The organism is Candidatus Atribacteria bacterium (genome assembly GCA_011056645.1).
In the GTDB taxonomy this organism is placed as follows: Bacteria; Atribacterota; Phoenicimicrobiia; order Phoenicimicrobiales; family Phoenicimicrobiaceae; genus Sediminicultor; species Sediminicultor quartus.
In genome coordinates, this window is record DSEL01000186.1 from 14,016 (window position 1) to 35,543 (window position 21,528).

General features: G+C 36.4%; 17 protein-coding genes. All 17 read left to right on the plus strand.

The features are described from left to right. Nucleotide 1: 1 nt before the first annotated feature. The 17 genes from ENO17_08860 (at nt 2) to ENO17_08940 (ending at nt 21,322) form a co-directional block, all read left to right on the plus strand. Nucleotides 2-2,593 (plus strand): SMC family ATPase, encoded by a 2,592-nt coding sequence (locus tag ENO17_08860; protein HER25143.1) that lies wholly within the window; start codon nt 2-4, stop codon nt 2,591-2,593. Nucleotides 2,594-2,699: 106 nt separating this feature from the next. Further along, nucleotides 2,700-3,740, plus strand: coding sequence for a galactose mutarotase (locus ENO17_08865; protein HER25144.1), 1,041 nt, complete (start codon nt 2,700-2,702; stop codon nt 3,738-3,740). Nucleotides 3,741-4,095: 355 nt separating this feature from the next. Next, nucleotides 4,096-5,091: a hypothetical protein gene (locus ENO17_08870; protein HER25145.1), complete on the plus strand. Its 996-nt coding sequence runs from the start codon at nt 4,096-4,098 to the stop codon at nt 5,089-5,091. A gap of 117 nt (nt 5,092-5,208) precedes the next feature. Next, nucleotides 5,209-5,991, plus strand: a complete 783-nt coding sequence (locus ENO17_08875; GenBank protein HER25146.1) for a sugar ABC transporter ATP-binding protein — start codon at nt 5,209-5,211, stop codon at nt 5,989-5,991. A 1-nt stretch (nt 5,992) separates the two neighbouring features. Then, nucleotides 5,993-6,985, plus strand: coding sequence for an ABC transporter permease (locus ENO17_08880; protein HER25147.1), 993 nt, complete (start codon nt 5,993-5,995; stop codon nt 6,983-6,985). Between the two features lie 152 nt (nt 6,986-7,137). Further along, on the plus strand, nt 7,138-8,619 hold the full coding sequence (locus tag ENO17_08885; GenBank protein ID HER25148.1) for a fucose isomerase: 1,482 nt from the start codon (nt 7,138-7,140) through the stop codon (nt 8,617-8,619). Nucleotides 8,620-8,731: 112 nt separating this feature from the next. After that, nucleotides 8,732-9,817 (plus strand): GntR family transcriptional regulator, encoded by a 1,086-nt coding sequence (locus ENO17_08890; GenBank protein ID HER25149.1) that lies wholly within the window; start codon nt 8,732-8,734, stop codon nt 9,815-9,817. Nucleotides 9,818-9,913: 96 nt separating this feature from the next. Next, on the plus strand, nt 9,914-10,555 hold the full coding sequence (locus ENO17_08895) for a hypothetical protein (protein ID HER25150.1): 642 nt from the start codon (nt 9,914-9,916) through the stop codon (nt 10,553-10,555). A gap of 21 nt (nt 10,556-10,576) precedes the next feature. Continuing rightward, the gene (locus ENO17_08900; GenBank protein HER25151.1) at nt 10,577-12,118 is read left to right on the plus strand and encodes a hypothetical protein; all 1,542 of its coding nucleotides are present in this window, start codon (nt 10,577-10,579) and stop codon (nt 12,116-12,118) included. A gap of 434 nt (nt 12,119-12,552) precedes the next feature. Continuing rightward, nucleotides 12,553-13,827 (plus strand): extracellular solute-binding protein, encoded by a 1,275-nt coding sequence (locus ENO17_08905; protein ID HER25152.1) that lies wholly within the window; start codon nt 12,553-12,555, stop codon nt 13,825-13,827. A 75-nt stretch (nt 13,828-13,902) separates the two neighbouring features. Then, the gene (locus ENO17_08910; GenBank protein HER25153.1) at nt 13,903-14,814 is read left to right on the plus strand and encodes a sugar ABC transporter permease; all 912 of its coding nucleotides are present in this window, start codon (nt 13,903-13,905) and stop codon (nt 14,812-14,814) included. Between the two features lie 15 nt (nt 14,815-14,829). Further along, nucleotides 14,830-15,705, plus strand: coding sequence for a carbohydrate ABC transporter permease (locus ENO17_08915; GenBank protein ID HER25154.1), 876 nt, complete (start codon nt 14,830-14,832; stop codon nt 15,703-15,705). Nucleotides 15,706-15,716: 11 nt separating this feature from the next. Further along, complete coding sequence (locus tag ENO17_08920; protein ID HER25155.1) at nt 15,717-16,316, plus strand: HAD family phosphatase; 600 nt, start codon at nt 15,717-15,719, stop codon at nt 16,314-16,316. A 142-nt stretch (nt 16,317-16,458) separates the two neighbouring features. Next, the gene (gene allB / locus ENO17_08925; GenBank protein ID HER25156.1) at nt 16,459-17,835 is read left to right on the plus strand and encodes an allantoinase AllB; all 1,377 of its coding nucleotides are present in this window, start codon (nt 16,459-16,461) and stop codon (nt 17,833-17,835) included. 98 nt (nt 17,836-17,933) lie between these two features. Then, nucleotides 17,934-18,917, plus strand: coding sequence for an ornithine carbamoyltransferase (locus ENO17_08930; GenBank protein HER25157.1), 984 nt, complete (start codon nt 17,934-17,936; stop codon nt 18,915-18,917). 42 nt (nt 18,918-18,959) lie between these two features. Further along, a complete protein-coding gene (locus tag ENO17_08935; protein ID HER25158.1) occupies nt 18,960-20,201 on the plus strand; it encodes a threonine synthase in 1,242 nt (413 codons plus the stop codon). Beyond that, nucleotides 20,198-21,322 (plus strand): M20 family peptidase, encoded by a 1,125-nt coding sequence (locus tag ENO17_08940; protein ID HER25159.1) that lies wholly within the window; start codon nt 20,198-20,200, stop codon nt 21,320-21,322. Before ENO17_08935 ends, ENO17_08940 begins: the two co-directional genes overlap by 4 nt. Nucleotides 21,323-21,528: the final 206 nt, after the last annotated feature.

The following is a 21,528-nucleotide window of genomic DNA, read 5'->3' on the forward strand; positions in this document are numbered from 1 at the left end:
ATTGATACCGGTCACATTAACCTTGAAAAATTTTTTAAGTTATGGGGAAGGTGTTCCCCCTCTCGATTTTACCCAGTTTCATGTCGCCTGTCTTTCGGGAAATAACGGTCAGGGTAAATCCGCTCTTCTGGACGCTTTAACCTGGGCAGTATGGGGAGAGGGAAGAAAAGCCAGCCAGGAGAAGAAAGCCGATAATAGTCTTTTGCGGATAGGGCAGAAAGATATGCAAGTAGAATTTGTATTTGATCTGGAAGGGGATAGATATCGAATTATCAGGAATTATTCTCTGGCTGGGAAAAGCGCTCGCTCCGGTTTAGAATTTCAGGTTTTTGAACAAAAAGATAAAAATAAATATATTTCTCTCACCTGTCCTTCTATTCGGGAAACCCAGGAAAGAATTACTAAAACCCTGAGGATAGATTACCAGACCTTCATCAACTCCGCTTTTATCCTTCAAGGTAGAATAGATGAATTTAGCCGAAAGAGTGCCCGGGAAAGAAAGGAAATTTTATCCGAAATTTTAGGTCTTTCCCGTTACGATGAGTTAGCCAATTTAGCCAAATCCCATCTTAAGGAAATGAATAATATTCTCATGATTAAAGAAGGCAGATTGGCATACATCTATCAGGAAACGGCCAACTTTGATTTTTATAAAGAGAAAATAGGGGAATTGTCAGAAAGTTATAAAGAAATTTCCCGGAAGATAAAGACAGAAGAGACAAAAACAGGTCAATTAAAAGAGGAAATAAATCTCTTAAAACATAAAAGTAAACAATGCACAGAATTGGAAGATCGAATAGGGCAGTATCGGCAAGAGATTGTACGAGGGAAAAAACAGATTGAATTAAGAAAGAAAGAAATTATTGAATATGAAAAGATGATTTCCCAAAAGGAGAAAATTTTAGTTGATTTCATAAATTATCAGAAATTTAACAATGAAAATAATGAATTTAGCCGAAAGCTCCAAAAAATAAGGAAAATAGAAGAAGAGGAAGTTCTTATCGAAAGAAGGATAGAAAGCAGGCGGGCAGATTTAGAAGTAGAAGTTAGGAATAAAAAAGACAGATATAAGGATTTTGAGAATAAAGCTCAGCAGGGGATAAAGAACATGGCCAAGGTTTCGGAATTAGAAAAAAAGGTGGAAGAGATAAAGTTACTCGAAGAGCAGATGGATAAAATTCGAAACCAGGGCGGCGAACTAAAGGTAAAAATAAATAGTATTAGAAGTCAGATAGAAAGATTAGAAAAAGGCAATAAAGATAACCAAGAAAAACTACGTTTGTTACAAGAGAATCCGGAGGGAGAGTGCCCTTTGTGTGAGGCGAATTTAAATGCGGAGAGAAAAGGGAAGATCGAGGATAATATAAATAACGAAATAAGTGTAAATCTTAAAGAGATAGAGAAACTAATAAAAGAGAAAGAAGATTCAAACAAACAGAAGGACAAATTGTTAGAAAAATGGAAGGAAATTAGTCAACGGGTAAAAGTTAAAAATGTTTGGCAGCAGAAGTTAAGCAAGGCGCATTTTGAACTTGAAGAATCCAAGCAAGCTGAAAAACTGATGATTGACTTACAGAAAGAGATTGAAAAATTAGAAAAAATTATTCAGGAAAAGGATTATGCCCTAAAAGAACAAAAAAGATTAAAAGAGTTTGAAGGCCAAATCAAAAATATGGGTTACGATGAAGCAAAGCACCGTCAGTTAAACCGCAAGATAGAAGAATTGATTCATGCTCCTCTGGGAAAAGCAAAATTAGAAGAGGCAGAGAAGAAGATTGATGTTTTAAGAGACGAACTATTCGAATTACAAGAGCATTATCAACAGAAAGAATTAGACTTAAAAAATTTGGAAAAGGGGAGAGAGAAAATACAAATAGAATTAAAAGAACTTCCTTCTCTGAAAGAAAAATTAGTTCAAGGAGAACAGATATTAAATTCCGATCATATCTTTAAAGACAAAATTTTAGAAGAAAGAGGCGGATATCAGAGTAAATTCGAGCAGTGTTTTAAGTTAGAGAAAGAGAAGAAAGAGATAAAAAAAGAATTGGAAGAAAATAAAAAAGAGCAGAATATTTACGAAAAACTGATTGTAGCTTTTGGAAAGAATGGAATTCAAGCCCTGATTATCGAAAATGTTTTATCGGAAATTGAAGGAGAGGCTAATGACCTGTTAGCCCGGTTGACTAACAACAGCACCCAGATTTCTATCGAGTCCCTCCGTGATTTGAAGAGTGGAAAAATAAAAGAAACTTTGGATATCAAAATAAGTGATGAGTTGGGAATCCGGGACTATGAGTTGTATAGCGGCGGGGAGGCCTTTAGGATAGATTTTTCATTAAGAATAGCTCTGTCTAAGTTACTGACCAGAAGAGCGGGGACTAAGTTAAGGACTCTGGTTATGGATGAGGGATTTGGCACCCAGGATGAAGAAGGAATCGATAATCTGGTACAGGCTATCCAATCGATAAGTGATGATTTTGATAAAATATTAGTTATAACTCACCTGGAATCATTAAAAGACGCTTTTCCGGTAAGAATCGAGGTAAACAAGTTACCCGAGGTCGGTTCCCGATATGAGATTATAAAAAGCTAAAGTAGTTGTTAAGTGAATTGCCATTATTAAGACTCTCTTTAAAAATATTTTTGAAATTATCTCAAATATAGATATAATAAAAAATAAAAATCCGAAAGGTTATTTTATGAGCGTTAACTACGAATTATTTGGAACGACCCCAAAAGGGGAAAAAATCGAAAAATACTTTTTAAATAACTCTAGAGGGATTACGGTTACAGTAATGAGCTTGGGAGGTACCGTTATATCCCTTAAAATGCCTGACCGGGAAGGAGAAATTAAAGAAATAACTCTCGGTTTTGATAATCTTCAACAATATTTGTCCAGTCATTTTTATTTTGGTGCTGCAATTGGTCGTTTTGCCAATCGTATCGCCAACGGAGTTTTTCAGTTGGATGGTATAAAATATTGTCTCGCCCGTAATGAGAATGGTTTGAATCACTTGCATGGTGGGAATAGAGGATTTGACAAGGTTATCTGGCAAGCCGAGAGTTTTAAAGAACCTGATTTTTGTGGAGTGACCTTCTCCTACCTCAGTTCAGACGGAGAGGAAGGATACCCTGGAAATCTAAAAGTAGAGATAACCTACAGTTTGAATGAAGATAATGAGTTTAAAATTGAATATAATGCTAAAACAGATAAACCGACTATCGTGAATCTAACTAACCATACTTACTGGAATCTGGCTGGTGCTGGTTCTAGAACGGTTTTGGATCATCAGTTGACTCTGAACAGCAAAAAATACCTTCCGGTTAATAATAATCTAATTCCCATCGGAGAAATTAAGACTGTGTACGGCACCCCTCTGGATTTTACCAAACCGAAATTAATTGGAAAAGATATAAAGGAGACTGCAGGCGGTTATGATCACTGCTTTGTTATCGAATCCTCAAATCAAGAACTCAATTTAGCGGCAATGCTTTACGAACCGGAAAGTGGGCGCACGATGGAAATTTTGACCACCACACCAGGCATCCAATTTTATTCCGGGAACTTTCTTCACCCTATTAAAGGTGCAGACGGAGTACACTTTCAGAAGTACAGCGGTCTCTGCTTAGAAACAGAATTTTTCCCCAATTCAATTAATGAACCGGCGTTTCCTTCTCCTATCCTATATCCGGACGGAAGCTACCACCAGGTTACAATACACCGTTTTTCTGTCAATTAAGTTAGTATTTTTGTCCGCTTCCCAAATTTTTCTCTTTTATGCGGATTTTTATTAACTTAACTTGCTCCCTACATTTATCTTACTGCCTCGAAATGTTAATTGTGATTATAAAAAAGTATATTCTTTTTGATTTTCCATTGGATCTCTAAAAAAATTTAAAAATAATTTGACATATACAATTAATGAAATATATAATAGTTGTACGGTTGTCCGTATAAGTAGGGGTATTTGACCCCTTAATATTAAAGGAGGTGAAAAAAGAACAAAGATCTACGTTAGCACTTTGTATTCAGGTTGCTAGAGCGAGATTTATGGCGAAAAAATATTTAGAGATATTAAAAAAGGAGGAAAAGTTATGTTAAGGAAAATTAATATTTTAGTTTTGTTGGTATTGACTTGTGTTGCTCTTTTGGTATTACCGGTAATGACACAGGCAAGTGAAGGTCCTGTGGTTATTTACTTTTTCCCGGGTGGCGCTGCCGGAGGTACCTTTGCTACCGTAGTTTATAATGGCGCTAGAGCAGCAGAGGAAATATTAGGTGATCGAGTTGAAATAAGATATTTGTGGTCAGAATGGAGCCCGCAGAAAATGGTTGATCAACTTCAGCAAGCTATTGCAGCCAATCCTGATGGTATAGCCATAATGGGGCATCCCGGAGATGAAGCATATAAACCTTTCGTTGAAGAAGCTGAAAAACAGGGGATTATCGTTACCAGTCAAAATACAACATTACCCGAACTGGAAAAAGCTTACGCAGCCAATGGATTTGGTTATGTAGGTCAGGGACTTTATGAATCAGGTTATACTCTCGGTGAAGCTGCGGTTAAAGGTGCAGGATTAAAAACAGGAGACAGAGCACTTGTTTGGGGTCTTTTGTCACAACCCACCAGAGGATTGAGGACAAAAGGAGCCATAGATGCTTTTGAAGAAGTAGGTGTAAAAGTAGATTATGTGGAAATTTCAGCTGAAGTAGACAAGGATGCTTCCAACGGTATTTCTGTTATAGTCGGTTATTTACAGGCAAATCCTGATTGTAAAGTGGTGGTCACCGATCATGGTAATTTAACTTCTACACAACGTACTTATTTTGAAGCAGCAGGTTTAGGTCCGGATGATATTTTTGGAGCTGGTTTTGATTTATCGCCGGCTACTGTAACTAGTATTAAGAGTGGTTATACTGATCTTGTGTTAGACCAACAGCCTTTCTTGCAAGGATTTCTGCCCATTATGCAAATTTATTTAACTAAGATGTATGGGTTCTCCGGATTACATATTGATACAGGAGGCGGTTTAATTAGCAAGGATAATATAGATTTGATAGCCCCCTTAGCCGAAAAAGGAATAAGATAAATAATAGTTAGAATACTCATTTCATGGTATCCTGCAGGAAGAATTTAAAAAAAATTCTTCCTGCAGGATTATTTTAGGTTACACTATTAATGACTATAAAAAAGGAGAGGGTTATATATGGATAAATTGGTAGAGATGAAAAATATATATAAGTCCTATGATGGAGTAGTTGCCTTAAAGGGAATAGATTTTGAAGTAGGCTTTAATGAAGTGGTAGGTATTTTAGGTGACAATGGCGCAGGCAAATCCACATTGATTAAAATTATTTCCGGCGTGCACTCCTTTGATGATGGGGAAATGTATATTAGAGGTGTAAAAATTGATCCTAAAAAATATTCTGTAAAGATGGCTCATAGTCTGGGCGTAGAAACAGTATACCAGGAAAAAGCGCTTGCAGATAAGCAAACCTTATGGAGAAACGTTTTTGTCGGTCGGCAAATTACCAATAAACTTGGTTTTCTTAATATAAAAAAAGAAAAAGAGGAAACCAATAAAATTATGCGTGATTTAATGAAATTTAGAGGAATAGGTGTCAGCGCTGATTCAGTTATTAAAACTTTGTCCGGCGGAGAAAGACAAGGAGTTGCCATATCAAGAGCAATGTACTTTGAAGCAGACCTGGTCATTTTAGATGAACCGACTATGGCTTTATCGTTACAAGAAGTAAAAAAAGTCTTGAAATTTATCCAAAATATTAAGGATAAAGGAAAATCTTGCATTTATATTTCTCATAATATCGCTAATGTTTATCCTGTTTCTGATCGTTTTGTAGCCATTGACCGAGGTAAGATAGTAGGTGCATATGATCGTAAGGACATATCTTTACAGGAGCTTAGCGAGGAGTTGATAAGATATACTAAGTCAAGCACACAGATTAATCAAGGTGTAGAGGTATTATAATATGGATAATTTGGAAAAAAAGTTCACAGTGAAAAAATCTATTCAATACAAATCTCAAATTGCATTATTAATTATGACGGTCAGTATTTTTGGGTTGTTTATGATTACCAGTCCCGAAGTTTTCCTTAAAGGAAGGATATATCAATCATTTTTATCCACAGTTCCTATTATGGGGGTTATGGCTCTCGGTTTGACTTTTGTGCTGGCTATGGGCGAAATAGATCTTTCTTTTCCCTCAGTGATGGCCTTATCTGGTTTTATTTTTGCCATTATTTTTAAGGCTACAAACAATGTTGTATTAGCCATAATATGTAGTCTTTTATCCGGCGTAGTAGTGGGGTTTATTAACGGAACATTAGTTACTTTAATAGGCATTCCGTCAATTGTAGCTACCTTAGGCATGCAATTTTTAATCAGGGGGTTTAGTAATATTATATCGAATGGTTTAGCCAGGACGGTAGTATTAGATAAAACTATTTCTTACAAAATATTTGCAGAAAAGCTATGGGTAATTCCTGTGCAGTCAATTTGGTTTGTAGGAATAGCAATTTTTTTCTATTTCTTGCTTTTAAGACACAAGTTTGGTGAGCATGTATTATTTTTAGGTGATAATCAGGAAGCTGCGGGAATGATGGGCGTTAATGTAAAAAGAACAAAAATCATGGTCTTTATATTGATGGCAGTAATAGCTTCCTTTGCCGGGATACTTAGTTGTTACCGGATGAGAACCTGGTGGCCAACCATGGGAGAAGGATATTTAATGATGGTAATGGCTGCTACTTTTGTGGGTGGTACTTCTATGTTTGGCGGTGAAGCCAGCATTGAGGGTACTTTCATTGGTGCTTTTATTATTGGTTCTTTAGAAGCAGGTATTGTGGCTGCCGGTCTTTCTGGTTTTTGGACACAATTTATTTGCGGTGTTTTGATTATAGTCTCGGTTATTATTCATACTCTGGCAAAGAGAAGAAAACAAGGTTTTAAGCACCAGGTTTAAATCATATAATATTATAAAGCAAAAAGTTATATGAAATTAAAAGGGGAAAAAGAACTAAAATATTTTTAGTTTCAGCTTGAAATTTTCGGGTTGTTAGATATTTTAGCTATAGGTCATCATAGGATTATTAATGTTTTAGGAGGAAGATTTAAATGATTAACATTCCTGAAGTAAAGATAGGGATAGTTACAGTAAGCCGTGATTGTTTTCCTGTTGAACTTAGTAAAAGTAGGAGAGAAAATGTTATAACGAAATGCAAAAAAAAGGGAATATTGATTAAGGGAATTGAGACAGTCGTGGAAAATGAAAGGGATGTTTTAAATGCGTTACGGGATTTGAAAGAAGCAGAAGTTAATGCATTAGTCATTTATCTGGGTAATTTTGGCCCTGAAGGGCCAGAGACAATGCTGGCTCAAAAGTTTTCAGGACCTACTATCTTTGTTGCTGCGGCAGAGGAAAGCGGAGAAAATTTAGTAAGTGATAGAGGAGATGCATACTGCGGAATGCTAAACGCTTCATATAGTCTGGCACTTAGGAAATTAAATCCTTATATTCCTGAATATCCGGTTGGTACAGCTGAAGAGATAGCAGAAATGATATTGAATTTTGAAAATATAGCCAGAATACTACTTGGGCTCAAAAAACTCAAAATAATCAGCTTTGGCCCCAGACCTCAGGATTTCCTTGCCTGTAATGCACCTATAAAACCTCTATATGATTTAGGGATAGAAATAATGGAAAATTCGGAGTTGGATCTTTTCGAAGCTTTTAATCATCACGAAAATGATTCAAGGATATCAGAAGTAATTAAAGATATGGGAAAAGAATTAGGTGATAAAAACAGATATTCAGGAATACTATCTAAACTTGCCCAATATGAACTTACCCTAAAAGATTGGATGGAGCAGAACCTTGGTGCATCTGAATTTGCCATATTTGCTAATAAGTGTTGGCCGGCTTTCCAGACTCAATTTGGATTTGTGCCTTGTTATGTGAATTCGAGATTTGCCAAGAGAGGGATACCCATATCTTGCGAGACAGATATATATGGAGCATTAAGCGAATACATAATCACTTTGGCTACTCGTTTACCGGCTACCCTGCTGGATATCAACAATACAGTTCCTAAGGATATGTATGGAGAAAATACAGAAAAAGTAAAGAATTATAAATTGAACGATCTTTTTATGGGATTCCATTGTGGAAATACTCCTATTTGTTATTTAAAGCATGCTGAAATGAAATACCAATTAATAATGCATCGGTTGCTTGAACCAAATAAGGAACCTGATATTTCCAGGGGTACCCTTGAAGGAACTATAATTCCCGGAGATATTACCCTGTTTAGGCTGCAAGGTACAGCTGATGATGAATTGAGGAGTTATATTGCTCAAGGGGAAGTGCTGGATATAAACCCGAAATCTTTCGGAGGAATCGGTGTATTTGCAGTTAAAGAAATGGCCAGATTCTATCGACATATACTTATTGCAAAAAGATTTCCTCATCATACTGCTGTAGCATTCAAACATACAGGAAAAGTTTTATTTGAAGCTATGAAGATGTTGGGTATAAATAATATCGATTTTAACCAACCTTCCAATCTACCGTATAGAAATGAGAATCCATTTGCCTAAATTTCAAAAGGGAAAATACCTTAAATATAATAGTCAAACATCGTAAACTAAAAGTGATTAAGTAAAAACAGAATATGTGATTTATTTTTTATTAATTTGGAGAAAGGTAAAAATGATAAAACCCGATAAGTATTTACCAAAATATTACCAGCTAAAAGAATACCTAAAGAAGATGATTCAAAATGGAGATATTATTCCACCGCAAAAACTACCTTCGGAAAGTGACCTTGTCCGCCAGTTTAAAATAAGCAGACATACGGTACGCCATGCTTTTAGCGAATTAGAAAATGAAGGATGGATATATAGAGAACAGGGAAAGGGTACTTTTTGTGCTTTCAGAGGAAGTAAAAAAGAGCAGAAAATAGCTGTTCTAACCACTTATATTTCTAACTATATTTTCCCCTATATTATCAGAGGTATTGAGGAAACATTATGTGAATCAGGTTTTTCCTTTAGTATTGCCAGTACAGGTAATAATAAGCTCAAAGAAGAAGAATGTATGAAAAGATTTTTGGAACAAGATATTTCGGGTATTATTGTTGAGCCAACAAAAAGCGCTAAGCCTAATATCAATCAAAAATACTTTCAGGAGTTAGATAAACGTAATATCCCCTATATCTTATTACATGCCACCTATCCTGGTTTAGATTCTGCTTATGTAATTATGAATGACGAAAAGGGTGGCTTTATTGCTACGGAGTATTTATTAAAGCTAGGTCATAAAAATATTGCCGGAATATTTTTATCTGACGATTTGCAAGGAATAAGACGACAAGAAGGTTTTTTATTTGCCTTGAAGAAATATAATCTTACCGTCAATAATGAATTTTTAGGTAATTATAAAACTGAGCAGATGTTTACTTTCCCCTACAATTTTACTTTAAACTTGTTAAAAAAAGAAAATCGACCAACCGCTATTGTTTGTTATAATGACCAGATAGCTATTCAAGTTATAGAGGCGATTCGCCGTAGCAACCTAAAGATTCCCCAGGACATTTCATTGGTAGGATACGATGATTCAAATTTAGCAGTGGCTACTGAAGTAAAATTAACCACTATTAAGCATCCAAAAGAAGAGATGGGCAAACGAGTAGCACATATGATAATCGATATGATTAATAGAGAAGCAAATGATCCGTACTTTGTTTATGATCCGGAGCTGGTCATACGAAGCTCTTGTAAAATAATCTCAAAATAAGTTAAAATTTTTGATGAATGTCCTCAAAAAGGAATTAATACCCTACGTTATTATATCATTTCATAAGAAAAATTATACAGGGAGGACGATGAAAGAATGTTGGAGAATCTAAAACAAGAAGTATACCAGGCTCACAGGAAACTTTGGGAGAATAGATTAGTTATGTGGACCTCCGGGAACGTAAGCGGCAGGGACCCAAAAACTGATCTTGTTGTAATTAAGCCGAGTGGCATTTCTTACGATGAATTACACCCTGATCATTTAGTAGTTGTTGATTTAAATGGCCGTATAATTGAAGGAAACCTAAAACCTTCTGTAGATATGACTACACATCTTTATGTATATAAATATAAACCAGAGGTTATGTCTGTGATTCATACTCATTCTACTTACGCCAGTGCTTTTGCAGCCATAGGCCAGCCGATTCCGGTTTGTCTTACGGCTATGGCAGATTTCTTCGGTGGCGATATACCTGTAGGTGAGCTTGTACTGATAGGAGAAAAAGAGATAGGAAAGGAAATTGTTAGTAAGATCGGCAACTCAAAAGCCATCATTATGAAAAATCATGGCCCTTTTACCATTGGAAAAAATGTTAATGAAGCTCTACAAGCCGCAATCTTTTTAGAAGAAATTGCCAAAGTGTTAATTATGTCCAAGATCTTGGGAGAACCACAAACCATCCCAGGATCTATGATAAATATACTTCATAAAAACTATACTGAAAAATATGGACAATAATATTAAAGGAGATAAAATATGATGCGTAACGAATATCTTTTGGGTACAGATATAGGTACACAAGGCACAAAGACAATACTGGTAAATCCTGATGGAAAAATAATTTCTTCAGCATTCTCAGAATATGATGTAATAAAACCAAAACCTTCCTGGGCAGAGCAATGGCCGGATGTATGGGTAAAAGCTACTTTTGATACCATCAGAAATGTATTGCTAAAATCAAAAGTGAAACCTTCCGAGATAGCAGGAATTGCCTTGAGTGGGCTTTATGGCGGCTCAGGTATACCGGTGGATAAAGATATGAAACCAATAAGACCTTGCCTGATATGGATGGATAGGCGAGCGACGGATGAAGTGCAATGGGTAAAGGAAAACGTTGATAAAGATCAGATATTTAAAATCACCGGTAATTACGTCGATTCTTACTATGGATTTACCAAGATGATGTGGATTAAAAATAATGAACCGGAAAATTGGAAAAAGATATTCCGCTTTATAACTCCCAAAGATTATGTCATATATAAATTGACCGGAGAAGATATTACAGACTTTTCATCGGCTGGAAATATTGGCGGGGTTTTTGACCTAAAGAAACGAACCTGGTCAAAAGAAATGTGTAAAATTCTTGGGATCCCTCTATCCATGTTACCACAAAGAATTGTAAAATCTGCAGATGTAATAGGTAAAATAACTAAAGAAGCCTCGAAATTATGTGGTTTACTGGAAGGGACAGCGGTAGTAGCCGGAGGCATAGATGCTCCGGTAGCTTCCTTAAGTGCAGGTGTTTTAGAAGAAAAAAGTCATGTTGCTATGGCAGGAACTTCAATATGTTGGGGGGTCGTTCATAAAGGACAACATCTGTCTCCTAAATTGGTAAGCTTTCCCTACGTTGCCTACGATGATGAAATGATCTATACTTTTGGCGGAGCAGCAACTGCTGGTGGAATAGTTAGATGGTTTCGGGATCAATTTGGTTATAACGAGAGAGAACTCGAGAGAAAATCGAAAACCTCTGCTTATGAACTTTTAGATAAACAAGCAGAGGAAATTTCCCCCGGAGCAGAGGGACTTTTATTATTACCCTATTTTATGGGTGAGCGTTCACCTATATGGGATCCTGATGCAAAAGGAACCATCATAGGTCTGACCTTATATCATACCAAGAAACATGTTTACCGATCTGTTTTAGAAGGAGTGGCTTATTCTTTACGACACAATATAGAAGCAGGATTGGAAAGCGGATTAAAATTGACAGAGGAATGTATTATGGTAGGTGGGGCGACGAAATCCCCCTTGTGGGTAAAGATGTTTTCGGATGTAACCGGGTATCCGATAAAAACCCTCGCGCAAGATGTGGAAGCTCCTTATGGAGATGCCTTACTGGCTGGTGTTGGAACAGGTGTTTTAGATTCCTATCAAAGGATTAAGGATTGGGTACGATTTGACAGAACCATTTATCCTGATAAAAAAGCGAAAAAGATATATGATCAGTATTTCATAGAATACAAGAAAGCCTACGAGTCTTTAAAGGATATTATGAAAAGGTTAGGAAAAATAAAGTGAAGTGTACTCTCTAATATTCATTAATAGAATAGATATTTTTAACAAAATGAGATTACCAGAGTAACTTTTATTATAATATAGGATTTTCTCTGCACCATTAGAAAAATTTCATAGATATTGCCCCTTTCTGCCAAGTATATTTAGCTTTTTCAGGAGATATACTGCTCCATACTTCAATAGTCCTCCTCAGTTAAAATTGAAATATCCAGACTCCCTAAGATTAGTTTTTGATTTGAGAAGGTAAAAAAATTGAAATAATTTCAATATTTATGCAGGAATTTGTTAGGTTGTGTTGAATATATTAATATAAAGGAAGTTTGAATTTGTATAGTTATCTCCTCTAACAAGTTTTTAGCGAAGGGAGGTGAAGAAAGAATTTAATTAATAGGAAACAAATAAAAGTTACCATATTATTTTTTAGGAGGTTTGTATCTATGAAAAAGTTATTCACTATTTTTCTTTTTGTGCTTCTTCTATCTATCACCATGAATGCAGCTGCTAATATGGAAATTACTTTCTGGACGCACGAGGACCCGAATAGAACGGAAATTGAAGATAGATATATTGCTGAATTTGAGCAGGCTAATCCAGGAGTGACCATCAAGAGAGTTACCAGTGGTTCAGGTCAAATTCAGGAATTAGTTCTTACTGCCTTTGCTGCTAATCAAGGTCCGGATATCTTCAATATGTCGATTGAAGATGAATATGCCTATATAGTCAATGAGCGTCTTGCTCCTGTTGACTTCGAAGCGGCAGGTTATCCCAGTCTGCAGGCAGTTTACGATGCTTATATCCCCGGGGTATTAGATCCGGTAACCTATAAAGGACAACTTTATGGACTGCCATTAGAATTAACTAATTGGTGTATCTTTATTAATAAAAAAGTATTTAGGGATGCTGGGTTAGACCCTGAAAAGGATTATCCTAAAACCTGGGAAGAAATGGTGGAAGTATCAGATAAATTATGTATCCGCGAAGGTGAAATTCTTAACAGAAGAGGATTTGACTTCAGATACCCCTATTATCTTGTAGCCATGGTACCTATGGTTGAACAACTCGGAGGACAGTTAATTAGCGATGATGGTAAAACTGCTATTGTCAATGACCAAGCCTGGCTAAAATTTCTTAAATTTATGCAGGAATGGGGTCCCAGCGGTAGAAATCTCGGTTCACCGACTTATACCAATGCCAGAAAGCTTTTCAACATGGATAATAATGATATAGGTATGTGTAATACCGGCCTTTATCAAGTAGGAAGGATTAACGCAGATAATCCTGCTTTTTATGAAAGTAAAGAATGGATGATTGTTCCCTTCCCGCAATTCGAAGATGCAGTAAAAGATGTTCCTGCAGCGTATTATGGACATTATTATATGGTCAATGGGCAGAAACCGAAAGAAAATCAGCAAATGGCCTGGAAATTTGTTGCCTATATGCTTAGCCATCCAGAAGAATATCTGACCAAAGTCAATATTATCCAGCCTACAGTTGAACTGATGAATTCAGAGACCTATAAATCTATGCCTTACTCTGATGTATTTACCAATGATATGGCAAAAGGCCATATCGTATATTATGGAGAGAATAGTGCCAAAATTCAGTCACATATCAGGGAAGCAGTAGAATCAGTCATGTTAGCCGGGGTCTCACCAGAGGATGCATTGAAAACATTAAAGAGAAAAGTACAGGAAGTACTCGACGAAGGATAATAACTTTAATTGAAACCACAGGGCTGGCTTATTATTTAGCTTAGCCCTGTGGTTCTCATAGAAGGAGTGTAGTTAATGAGGAAACGAATACCAACTTATAGCATTGAACGGAAAAAAGCCCGCTGGGGATGGATATTCGTTGCTCCGACACTCATCTTTTTTTCCCTTTTTAGTTTCTATCCGATTTTTAATGCCCTTTATACAAGTTTATTCAAGAAAAAACTGTTATCGTTAAGACCGCCAGATTTCATCGGGCTTGATAATTATAGTTATCTTCTTAAATCTCCGGATTTCTGGAACTCTATGAGAGCTACCGTGGTTTTTACTTTAGGTACTTTTGTGCCCCTTTTGATCTTTAGTCTCATATTTGCTATTTTTATCATGTCCAGAAAGAGATTTCAAAGTTTTTTCCAGATAGCCTATTATTCTCCGGCAGTTTTATCCTCTGTTGTGGCTGCAGTAATCTGGTTATTGATCTTTGACCCCAGGGGGCTGGGTAATCAATGGTTGAATTTAATTATAAACACTCCCGGTATTGATCACAAATGGCTGGCTAATTCAGTTATGGTTCAAATGTCTACCATGTTGGTTTATTTTTGGAAATATGTAGGTTATTTTACCATTATCTTTATTGTGGGATTAGCTTCGATTCCCCAAAGTATCTATGAAGCAGCCAAAATAGATGGAGCGAATGATTGGAAAAATTTTTGGTATATTACTCTTCCCCTTTTGAAACCAACCACTATTTTAGTTTCCATTATTTCTATGCTTCAGTGTTTGAGAACTTTCAGTACCCAATATTTATTTACTCAGGGGGGAGCACCGTTAGCTCCCATCAATGTAATCACTTTAAATATTTATCATACTGCCATAAGAGATCATCGGATTGGCAGGGCTAGTGCTATGAGTATTATTTTATTTGTTATTATGATGTTATTTACCTGGGTTCAATTTAAAACTTCACGAGCTGATGAAATCAGTTATTAAGGAGAATATTTTTTTATGAATCCTGCCTTGCAAAGAAAAAATAATAAGATTTCTCATCAATCTTTAGTAATAGATAGCTTTGTGTGGATTTTTCTCCTTTTGGCGGCTTTATTTATCCTTGCTCCCATCATATTCATGTTTACTGCTTCTCTCATGCCGGCAAATGATATCTTGAAGATGCCTTACCGTTGGCTCCCCAAAGGTTTTTACTGGCAGAATTATTGGCAGGGGATAAAGGGAAATGACGGAAGCTTTATCTATATCAGAAATATTTTAAATTCCATAATTGTAGCTTCAGTGGTATCGGTAACTACGGTAATTTTATCAGCGTTAGCCGGATTTGGTCTGGCTAAATATTATTTCAAGGGAAGAAACGTGGTTTTTATGTTAATTATGGCCACCATGATGATACCTTTTGAAGCCATAATGATTCCCCTTTATCTGGTCACTACTAAATTAGGAATTCAGGATTCTTATGCCGGATTAATAGCGCCCTTTCTGGTCAATGCCTTTGGCGTGTTTTTAATGAGGCAATATTTTATTACTTTCCCTGATGAAATATTGGATGCAGCCAGGATAGATGGAGCCAGTGAATTAATGATTTTCCGAACCATTATTTTACCAAACAGTATTCCTGCTGTAGCCACTCTGGCTATTCTTACCTTTAAAGCTCAATGGGATAATTTATTATGGCCTTTATTAGTTGTACAGAGTGAGGAAATGAAAACCATACCTTTGTATATTGTTAAATTTATGGCCGAAAAACACACTGACGAAGGGGCGATGATGGCAGTTGCGGCTATAGCAAGTATCCCAATATTAATAGTATTTTTTAAACTATCTAAGTATTTTTTAGGTGGTGCAGCCCTGTATTCATCAAGGAAAGGATAACAGATATAGTTATGAAGACGCTGTATATTTTTGATATGGGGGGTGTCCTATGTTGTGATTTTAATGATATTCCCGGCATAAGTAATTATCTGGGAATTACCGAAGAAAATTTTTTTATTTATACCGGTGAAAATTTTAAAAAACTCCTTGAAGGAAAAATTAACAGTCATGAATTTTGGATAAGATTTTCTAAAAGATATGGTAAAAAAGTAAAAGAAGAATTATTTGGTAAATTTTTTAACCCGGGAATAATCGAGGGAACAAAAGAAATAATAGAACAGCTAAGAAATAATTCAAGAGTTGTTTGCGGGACCAACACGATTGATGCGCATTATCACTATCTTTTAAACCAAGGCAGTTATAAAATCTTCGATGAAGTTTATGCCTCTAATTTAATGGGAATATCCAAGCCTAACCCGGATTTTTACCGGCATATTTTAAATAAAGAAGGGGTTAAGCCCGAAAACACAGTCTTTGTGGATGATATCGAAGAGAATATTATTGCTGCTCAAAAAATCGGTATCAGCTCTATTCTTTTTACCGATCCCAATTCTCTAAAAACTAAATTAAAGAATTTAATGATTATTCATAAGACTAAAAAACAAATGTAGATAAAGGTGCGATTCATCGAGCTTCTTAATTTTTAACCCTCCTTTTGGATGCTTCGAGAAAAGTATTTATCTTTAAATAGAAAAATGATAGTGTTATAATTAAAATAGTTCTATTTAAAATAGGAAATAAAGAGGAGATAAGGTGCTTAGGATCAGAAATGCCCGGATTGTGAAAAATGAAGAGTTGAAAGAAGTAAATATATATGTTGAAAAGGGAAAAATAAAAGATATTGTACCGGGAGATAAGGCATTGCTTTTAGTTGAAAGAGAAATTGATGCCAAAGGCCATGTAGTATTTCCTGGCTTTATTGATTCCCACGTGCATTTTGATGATCCTGGATTTACAGAGAGAGAAGATTTTGAGACTGGGACTAAAAGTGCAGCAGCTGGCGGTATTACCACCATTATCGATATGCCCTGTACCTCTATTCCTCCGGTTACGAATGGTAAAAATTTTGATTACAAATTAAAGATAGTTAAACCAAAAGCCTATGTAGATTTTGCTTTCTGGGGAGGGATTACTCCGGAACAGATAGGATCGGGAGAATTCAAGAATAGTGTAAAAGAATTAAAAGACAGGGGAGTTGTAGGAGTGAAGTTTTACACTATTTCCGGGATGGAACTCTATCCCAGGATGTCCATTCCCGATATGGATAAAGCCTTCAGAGTTCTCAAGGATTTAATGCTAGTTTGTGCGGTACATGCAGAGGATTATTATTTAGTAGAATATTATTCCCATCTTATGCAGGAAATGGGAAGAGAAGACCCCGAGAGTTGGTCTGAAGGAAGGACCTATGAAGCAGAGCCGGAAGCAATATGGTCGGTAGTGGGAATTACAAAAAAAGTTGGAAATAAACTTCATATTGTTCATCTTTCTACCAAAGAAGGTTTAAATATTATTCGATGGGCGAAGTCTCAGGGAACGGATGTGACCGCTGAAACTTGCCCTCAGTATTTAGTTTTTACAGCAGAAGATTTTAACCAGATTGGTTCAATATTAAAAATCGCTCCACCATTACGCAAGGAAGAGGATAGGGAAGAACTGTGGAGAGGGTTAAAAGATGGTTCAATTGATTTTATTTCCACCGACCATGCGGCAGGAAAATATCCGGAGGAAAAATCATCACCTAATATCTGGAAAAATTATGCTGGTATTCCTGGTGCTCAATTGGCTGCTCCAACCTTAATTCATTTTGGTTATCATGGCGGTAGGTTAAAGTTAGGGGAGATTCAAAAATTAATGTCTGAGAATTCTGCTAAAAGGTACGGACTTTTCCAGCAAAAAGGAGCTATTCAAGTTGGTTATGATGCTGATTTTACCATAATAGATCTGGATAAAGAATGGACTGTAGATCCATCGAAATTAATGAGCAAAGGAAAATACTCTCCCCTCTCCGGGAAAACTTTAAGAGGGAAAATATATATGACGATTATCCGTGGGGAATTAATATACAAGGAAGATGAAGGAATAATTGGAGAAAAAGGAATCGGTGAATTGGTGGAAAGCAAGGAAAATTAATATTTAAAAATTAGTAGCAGATTCTGCTGCAATTCTGGTAATTTATCTTTATCACGATCTCAAATAGAAATTATCCATAGAAAGGGAGGAAAAAATTAATGCAAACTATATTTAAAGGCAAACATTTTATTACACTTCAAGATTGGAACAAAGGAGAAATAGACACCTTGCTCGATGTCTCTTTTGATTTGAAGAAAAAATTTGCCATGGGTATACCAACACCTTATTTATTATACAAGACCATATTTTTAATGTTTTTTGAGCAGTCAACACGAACCAGAAACTCAATGGAATCAGGGATTGCTCAGTTAGGAGGTCATGGCACTTTTCTTGATACCAGTACCATGCAAATAGCTCATGGTGAAGTGGCAAAGGATACAGCTATTATTTTATCCAGATTTGGCCATGCTATTGCTTGCAGAAATTGCTTTTGGGAAGTAGGGAATAAATATCTAAAGGAAATGGAAAAATGGTCTACAGCTCCCATTTTAAACCTGCAAAGTGACTTATATCATCCCATGCAGGGAATTGCTGATTTGATGACCATGAAAGAAAAAATTGGAGATTTGAAAGGCACTAAAGTATCTGTTATTTGGGCTTATGCAAGCAGTCACAAGAAACCAATTTCAGTTCCGCTTACTCAAATTCTTTTATTTCCGAGATATGGAATGGAGGTTACTCTTGCCTATCCAAAAGGATATGATTTACCGGATTGGGCTATTAAACAAGCCAAAGAAAATGCTGAAAAACACGGGGGAACTTTAACCATAACCCACGATATAGAAAAGGCATATAGAGAAGCAGATGTAGTCATTCCCAAGAATTGGGGAAGTTGGGCAACTAATCAAACAAGCGAAGTAATGGATGCCTTGCTTGAATCTTGCAAAAATTGGAAATGTACCGAGAAAATGATGAAACTTGCCAGCAAAGATGTTATGTATATGCACGCACTCCCGGCAGATAGAGAAAATGAAGTTGAAAATTCAGTGATTGATGGGCCTCATTCAATTATTTACGACGAAGCAGAAAATAGATTACATACGGCAAAAGCAGTAATGATGCTAACCATGAATGGGAGGTAAAAGAGGGAAAAAAGAAATAATTATATAGCCGGGGAGGAAAAAATAGAGATGAGTTACCTAAAAAAACTAAAATGCCTATTGTGCGGAAGGGAATATGATATTGGAGAGGTAAGATACAATTGTCCGGAATGTGGGGATGAAGGGATTTTAGAAATAATTTATGACTATCCTAAGCTAAAAAAGGTTTTTAATCGGGAATCCCTCAAAAAAAATAAGGAATTTTCCATGTGGAGATACCTGCCTCTTTTACCGGTGGATAATCCTGCCAAAATTGGACCGTCAAAAGTTGGTTGGACTCCTTTATATGAAGCGAAAAGAATAAGAGAAGATCTAAGAATACCCAATCTATGGATCAAGGATGACGGGAGGAACCCCACTGCTTCTTTAAAAGACCGGCCGTCTGCTATAGCAATAGTAAAAGCCCGGGAATTGGGGGAGAAGATCGTTACCTGTGCCTCTACCGGCAATGCTGCCTCATCACTGGCGGGAGCTGCTGCATCGGTAGGTTTAAAGAGTTACATTTTTGTTCCCCAGACCGCACCAAGTGCCAAAATTGCCCAACTTTTAGTATTTGGCTCAACTGTCTTTGCAGTAAGAGGAACCTATGATGAAGCTTTTGATCTGTCCATTGAAGCTACCAGAGAATTTGGCTGGTACAATCGAAATACTGCTTTTAATCCCAATATGGTGGAAGGGAAGAAGACGGTTGCATTGGAAATTATCGAACAAATGAATTTTGAAGTTCCAGATTATATATTTGTACCGGTAGGAGACGGTTGTATCATCTCTGGAGTAGCCAAAGCTTACCATGATATGTTTTCTTTAGGCTTTATTGACCATTGCCCCAAATTGGTGGCTGTACAGGCAGAAGGATGTAAGCCGATTGTAGAGGCGGTAAATGGTGATGGAGAAGTAAAATTTGTGGAGCCGAATACCATTGCCGATAGCATTGCTGTAGGAATTCCCAGGAATCGACTGATGGCAGTAAGAGATATAAAAGAATCAAGAGGATTTGGTGTTGCAGTTAGTGATCAAGAAATATTGGAAGCGATTAAATATTTAGGTTCTAAGCAAGGAATTTTTGCCGAACCTGCGGGCTCTACTGCTTTTGCCGGAATGGTCAAAGCGCTAAAGGAGGGAAAAATCTCCAAAGGAGATAAAATTGTAGTATTAGTTACTGGAAATGGATTAAAGGACGTAGAAAGTGCTAAAAAAGCCGGGGGAGAGGCCCTGGTAATAGACCCCAATTTAGAAGCGGTAAAGGAGATAATGAACAGAAAGTGAATATTACGGAACAAAAAGAAATACAAGATCTTCTTCAAAAGCTTATTCGGATTAAAAGTATAAACCCTCCGGGAAACGAAAATCAAATTGCTAATTTTATAAAGAAATTTCTCTTAAAAAATAATATCCAATCCGAATTAGTTCCTTTAGAAGAAAGCCGGAGTTCGATTGTAGCAACAATTGAAGGAGAAGAGGAAAGAAATATTACACTTTGCGGGCATTTAGATACGGTAGCGGCAAAAGAAGAGGAGTGGACGAGACCTGCTTTCCAGGGATTAATCGAAAACGGGAAGATGTACGGCTTAGGTACATCAGATATGAAGGGTGGAGTGGCTGCCATTCTTTACGCAGCAGTACTTTTAAAAAGAAAGGGAATTGTTCCTAAAAAATCAATTCAATTAGCTCTTACGGCAGATGAAGAATGGGAATATAGAGGGGTAAAAAGTTTAATTGATGAGGGTTATTTTGACCGGACTGATTTTCTTATTATTGCTGAACCCTCTAACCTTCAAGTTTCTACCGGAGAAAAGGGAGAATTATGGATAAAAGCTAAATTTTTCGGGAAGTCCGCCCATGGATCCACTCCTGAGGTGGGGGTAAATACAATTATACCGGGAAGTGAGTTTGTAGTGAAAGTCACCGAAAGATGTGGGAAAATATTTGAAGCAAATCACTTTTGGGGCAAAAGTTCAATAAATATCGGACAGTTTCACGGAGGATCACAGGTAAATATTGTCCCTGATTATTCAGAAATACAACTAGATTTCAGGGTAATTTCAGATGAGGATAAAGAGAAAGCAGTGGAATTAGTGGTAATGGCGGGTGAAGAGATTGAAAAAAAGTATAAAGTGCGATTTGCGCAAGAGATTTTTAGTTATCATCCTCCTATTTTTACCAGTTCAGATAATCCTTATGTGGAAAAGTTTCGGCAGGTTTCCGGAGCAAAGGGGGTAATAATTACTAAATACTGCACTGATGGAGCGACAATAATTCCAAGGAAGAGAATTCCTTTTATTATTTTTGGACCCGGGTATATTACCCAGGCTCATCAAAACGATGAATATATTGAATTGAAATCTCTTTATCAAGCAGTAGATACCTATATAAAATTCTTAACATAACCAAGAATATCTCTCGTTAAGCAACTGTCAGCTTGAAAGTTACGAATTGTAAGGTTATAGGATAGAATTCAGAAGCCAGTAACCAGAATCAAGAACAATATTTGATAACTTAAAGTATTTGGAGAGTAGGGATTTGATTCATTAAACCCGTTTCGGGTCGGATAAATCCGACCCCTACAGTCTACAAATAAATAAAGGAGATATAG